This is a genomic window from Nocardia noduli (assembly GCF_019038455.1).
GTDB classification, from domain to species: domain Bacteria; phylum Actinomycetota; class Actinomycetes; order Mycobacteriales; family Mycobacteriaceae; genus Nocardia; species Nocardia noduli.
Genome location: NZ_JAFMPL010000197.1, coordinates 1 through 5,341 on the forward strand (window position 1 = coordinate 1; position 5,341 = coordinate 5,341).

The window sequence follows — 5,341 nt, forward strand, 5'->3', positions numbered from 1 at the left end:
ATCTCAGCCCAATCTTCCACGGCTAGCATCCCTTCGTCCTCCCTGACTCGGTGAGAGCCAGGGTGACCGACCAAGGGGGTCAGTTTTCAGATGCCACGCGGGGGTCAGTATTCACGTTCTGCCGACAAAAGCATCTGTTCGCTCTGGGAGATCGCGTTCAGGCCATGCTCGAGGCCGAGCAGGCGGCGTGGGGAGCAGTCGAGGCTCTTCGCCCCTGGGGACTCACAGCGGCAGACCGATTGGTCTGGCGCGTGGGCAGTCCGGCCCACCACGAGGACGGCGCCCATACCGTCGGTTTCCCCTACACCGTGCAAGCCCCGATGAACGCGATATGGAAATACCACGCCGATCGACTCACTGAGACCGAGTCCCTCGCACGGGTAGCTCGCGGTGGCCCGTTGATTACCGACCTACCGTATTTCAACGTGTGGCATGAAATACGCGAGCACCTGCGCTGGGAACTCGCGGCCCGATCGGGTCTTCGCGTACCGGAGATCGAAGACATCCGGTCCGACCACCGCCGTAGAGTCACCGAGGACAGACTTCGGCTCATGGAGCAGGCGCGCTCGTACTCCGACGGAGAGGATCCGGACAGGCAGTGGTTCCTCGAGGATCCCCTTCCGGTCCCCCTGGGCAGCTACGCCACCGACGGCGCGGACTTGGCCGGTATGTCGTTCGCCGACCTTCCCAATCCCTACACGCCGCTGCTCCGTGTCTGGCTGACAAGTTTCGCGTTCGATCGGATCGAAGACGGCGCGGTCGTGCTGTACGCACCACCGCGCGGTCATGGCAACGACAGAAGACGAGAACCCTCCCTCGACACGGCAACGATCCGCGAGGCCATCCCTGGCGCCTCGAGTTCGCCACCGACGCAACCGCACCCCCTGGTCCGGTGGTGGCGGCGCGGACCGGGGCGACTGTTCCGCGATCGGTAACGTCGGATCGGCTCCGTGGCCAGAGCAGTAGCCCGTGGCTGCGGCCGCGCGATACCTCGTCCGGTGGTCTGCTTCGCCTCGACCGATCACGGCTACCGGCTGTGATGGCCTACTGAGGTTGTGCCGCAAGGTCAGGGGATTGCCAGCGGAATCGTGCGGAGGGACCGCGGTCGGCGGTGTTACCTACGGTCCCCGGTGGCGTGGAGGATTTCGGGGTCTTCGACGAAGTCGATGATGTGGCCGTCTTCGACGACATACACCCCCGAGGTGATGGGGGCGTGGCCGTAGGAATCGTCGGCGTAGGTGCGCTGGATCAGGACGGCGAACGCCACCGCTTGGGCCTGGTTCAGGGTTGTCGGCGCGGCCATCAGACAGGTTCGACGCGGCACCGACACCCCCAGTCGTGGCGCTTTCAAGAAGCGATGAGCGACACGCAGGGCGTTCGGGTCGAGAATCTTCTCGGCCGAGAAGTCGTGGCCCGAGCAGTTCGCGATCGGGATCGTCGCGACTTCGCCGATCTCCCAGTCATAGTGCAACGCTTCAAGATTGGCGATCGCCGAACCCCACTGCGCCCGGAAGTCGACACTGTCCGGATGCTCGACCGCCACGGCGAATTCGCCCTCGCGATCCTCGGCCACGACCGCGATCGGCGCGGCAGCCGACCCGGTCTCCTGATAACGGACCAGCCCACGGTGGGGCCAGTCGGCCGGTTTCAGCAAGGGAAACCACCGGATATCGGTCTCCTGGGATGTCGGCGGCGCCGGATCGGATGCCGCGGTCCGCGGATTCTCGGTGGAGGCGCCGATATCGAACCGCGCGATGCCGTGAGCGGAGTCCAGCGTCAGCAACTGATAGTCGATATGCATGCGGCCGTCGTGGAAGGCCGTCAGCAGATCACGCGCCGCGAGCGCGTCCGCCAGATCCGGATTCGCGCGGACCGCGGCCGCGACGAAGGGTGCCGTTCCCCGCTCCACCCGTTCACCTTCGACGACCCGGTTGTCGAGCCTGATATCACCCGGATCCTCGATATCGACGTACACGTCGAGGGCCACCAACCTGTCCGTGCCCGCCAATGCGACGAAATCGACTGTCCGATCACCCATCGGCCACTGCTCGCCTCCGCCGGTGAGCAGTTCCCACCCCTCGGAATCGACAACGAAACCGGCGACGATCGTCCTCTTCTGGTGGTTTCCCTGTTCGATCACCTTGGTCTGACCGAGTTTGCGCATACCGACCCCTGCGAGTTCGTGCAAGGTCGCCGGTGTCATCGCGCGCATCCGCTCGGCAGCCAGACCGAAAACCGCGAGCTCACCGACATCAGGGTCCGGACCGAAACCGTCGTTCCACGACTGCGACCGCAATCCCAGTGGCAGCCACACCCCCGCCACACGACCCAGTGCCCCCACGACCGCGTCCGCCAACTCTTCGTAATCTGTGTAGCGGGCAGGCCATCGCAGGTACCGATACCAGGTGTGCTCGTTCTCGTCCGACCGGCGCCAGCCCCGCTCGGCCAGCGCCAAGCCCGACGCATCGTTCACCGCACCCGAACCGACCTCGGCCCGCAACCCGGATGCCTTGCCGAATTGGGCGAACCAACCCGTGCCGTCCTCATCGACCAAGGTCAGGATGCCGTCCTCCGGCAGGGTGAACAACGTCCACGCCAAGCCCGCCGCGAACCACTCCCACACCGCATCCTCGGCGACCGCGCGATCCGCAACCGGCTGCGTCTCGCCGGTATCGGATCCGTCCCGCCGCCAGAACTTCCCGAACCCCATCGAACAATCCACTTCCCCGAACCAGCAAATGCGCAGACGCTAACACACCACACATCCACTCGACGCCGCCACCGGAACGCATTCCTGCCGTGCCGCGAACCAGTCGACGGCGGATAAAAAAGTCGATGCATCACACCCACCGACGTCGGCCTGCCACCCGGCCCCCGCCGTCGCACCCCCGGCCTGCGGCGCGAGGAAGTCGCGCAATTGTCCGGGGCGAGATGTCGGTTACACACTCCTTGTGCGCCGATTCCGTGTCCACTCAACACAGCACGCCGTGCGCGCACGCTCGATCGTTCAGTAACCCGATGCCGCGTGTAGAAGCGTCTGCCAATTACGTCGGTCGTAGACCGAAGGGGGGTGTGTCCATACCGCTGCCGTGGGTGCTGATCACCCTGGAAACAACAACGGACACACACCCGACGTGATGTTGGGTGCCCAGCCGGTGCCTATTCGACCCGATCCGATCGGGCGAGCGCGTAGTCCGGGAAGCGTTCACACAGAACCGAATCGAAAGCCACGACACTGTCGCGCGAATCGGACTGCTTGTACCTCTCCCACGACAGATACCGATCCATCAACCCCACCGCGTCATCGACCCGACCCTCGAGCAGACACAACACACCACCCCACAAAACCGCGACGGCGCAGGCCACCCCGGTCCTGAGCACGTTCCCGCAAGGCCAGATCGACCAACTTCATCAGACTGTCACGCTCGGCGAAGAAATCCACGACGCCCCTACGCGTACCGTCCATGAACCGTTCGACACCGTCACCCACACCTAGAGCAACGACATGGAAGGTTCGATCCGACTTGGGCGGATTCTCCAAACTTCCGAAACCGGCCATATCCAGGTAGTTTCGATGTGCGGACGTATTGCCCGGCCGGTAGCTGCTGTCCAGTGCCGAATCCGGCACCTTCCTCAAGACCTCCTCGACGGCCTGCGACAGCAGATACGCATACCCCTCAATCAGAACCCCGCCCGTTTGCTTGGAAGCCGCGATCGTTGCACTCACGGCGGCGGTAGTTCTGCCCTGGATCCCCCGCTCCGGGTAGGTGAACCACACTGTCCGCCACGATGGCACCCGCACACCGGGCTCGACGGAGGGCCCGTTGTCCAGCGGCACACTGACCGAATATCCCTGCGCTGTCATCCCCGCACGGATCTCGGAGATCACATGCTCGGCCAACTCCGCCCTGCCCACACCCATCCTCTGACGCCTTCCGCTCGACAGTGTCGAAGTTCCGCACTCGGATCGACAGAGCGGGCGGGCGTGGGAGGCCGGGTACAAGTGCGGCGGAAACGAATCGCGGATCGCCCCCGAAGTCAGTTGCGGTAAAGGAAGTCCGAATCCCTATCTCGTCATCGTCGATCTCGATGGCCGCCGACATCACACAAACCGCTGCGAGGGCCCGCCGCCACCTCACTTTCACCTTCATCAGATACCACACGTCGACGGGGGCGGCAATCCATCTGCCCCGGACCGGGGCGGCCGACACAGCAGTCCCGATTGGAGCAGCCTATGGCGCCACCGCCGAAACAGCCCGACAACCCGAAGGACCCCGCGCAGAAGCCGTCGTTCCTGGATGAGTACACCGGATCGCTCACCGGCCCGAGGCCCGCGTCGAGCGGACCTCCCTCGTCGAGGACTTGGCGATGGGCGGACAAGGAGCACCCCGGCCTCCGCCGAGCGCGATGGAGCAGTACATCGAATCGTTGAACATCGAGCAACCGCCGCGGAACGTTCCGCAGACGTTCGAGGAGTTGGCGGTGGGGGGCGATTCGCGTGCTCCGACCGGATAGGTCCCACGCGCCGCTCGTCCGAGCCTGATAGACGAATACCTCGCGTCGCTGATCTCGGATCAGCCGGAGGGGTCTGGCACCAGGCAGGCGATCGGCGCCGGGCTGTGGGTGTGCGTCTACGTCAGCTGATATCGTGGCCCCGGGGTGATTCGTCCACGAGTGGGTGAGTCACTGGTGGATCGGGAGATCGCGGAACCAGCCGTCGAAGACCTCGTCCTCGGTGTGCTGCGGCCAGGAGATCTCCAGCAAGAAGCGAGATTTCGGGGAGTCCGGCGGAAATCGCACGAATACTCGTGCGGAATCGCCCAGGCGCATCCGCCGATTTCCGATCAGGTCGTGCGAGAAATTCGGATGATGGACGGGGCGATCGGCCCCCTCGATTCCCGGGGCGCGTTCGATGAATCGTCTCACCGCGTCCTGACTGCGTTCTGATGCATGCGAATGTCGAGGACATCGCCGGCTATCGCTCGTGGGGCCTGGCTGTGGTCCGGTCGCAGGAACCTCGGAAACCGAGCTGACCTGTGCGGATGAACTGACTGAACGAAAAATTCGCAGTCCCGCTACCACTGCTCGTCGGGTCGGTTGGCAAGATCCTCATCGATTCGGTCTTCCTCAGCTTGATACCGAGGGCTCGTCATGGCCACATAGTTGTGCCGACTTGCCCGGCAGGCAACGATCACCACCGCGGGCAGGTCCCACTGAGCGGTCCCCGATGACGAGACCACCCGGGAATAGAGTCGGGTGATTTCGTTCCGTGTTCAGTTGGTCCCGCAGGCCATCGGATGATGGGTGTGGGTGCAGGCCGCAGCGTACTCGGCCGGCGTGC

General features: G+C 64.4%; 4 protein-coding genes. 1 reads left to right on the top strand and 3 read right to left on the bottom strand.

Features of this window, described 5'->3' with window-relative positions; all coding sequences use genetic code 11:
• Positions 1-164: 164 nt before the first annotated feature.
• Positions 165-935 carry an RlpA-like double-psi beta-barrel domain-containing protein gene (locus JZ792_RS40635; RefSeq protein ID WP_216918242.1) on the top strand — a complete coding sequence of 257 codons (771 nt, stop codon included), beginning with the start codon at positions 165-167 and terminating at the stop codon, positions 933-935.
• 179 nt (positions 936-1,114) lie between these two features.
• Here JZ792_RS40635 and JZ792_RS40640 read toward each other — a convergent pair whose 3' ends face one another.
• The 3 genes from JZ792_RS40640 to JZ792_RS40650 form a co-directional block, all read right to left on the bottom strand.
• The gene (locus JZ792_RS40640) at positions 1,115-2,710 is read right to left on the bottom strand and encodes a TY-Chap domain-containing protein (RefSeq protein ID WP_216918244.1); all 1,596 of its coding nucleotides are present in this window, start codon (positions 2,708-2,710) and stop codon (positions 1,115-1,117) included.
• A 591-nt stretch (positions 2,711-3,301) separates the two neighbouring features.
• Complete coding sequence (locus JZ792_RS40645; RefSeq protein WP_216918246.1) at positions 3,302-3,916, bottom strand: hypothetical protein; 615 nt, start codon at positions 3,914-3,916, stop codon at positions 3,302-3,304.
• 767 nt (positions 3,917-4,683) lie between these two features.
• A complete protein-coding gene (locus JZ792_RS40650) occupies positions 4,684-4,926 on the bottom strand; it encodes a hypothetical protein (RefSeq protein WP_216918249.1) in 243 nt (80 codons plus the stop codon).
• Between the last annotated feature and the right edge of the window lie 415 nt (positions 4,927-5,341).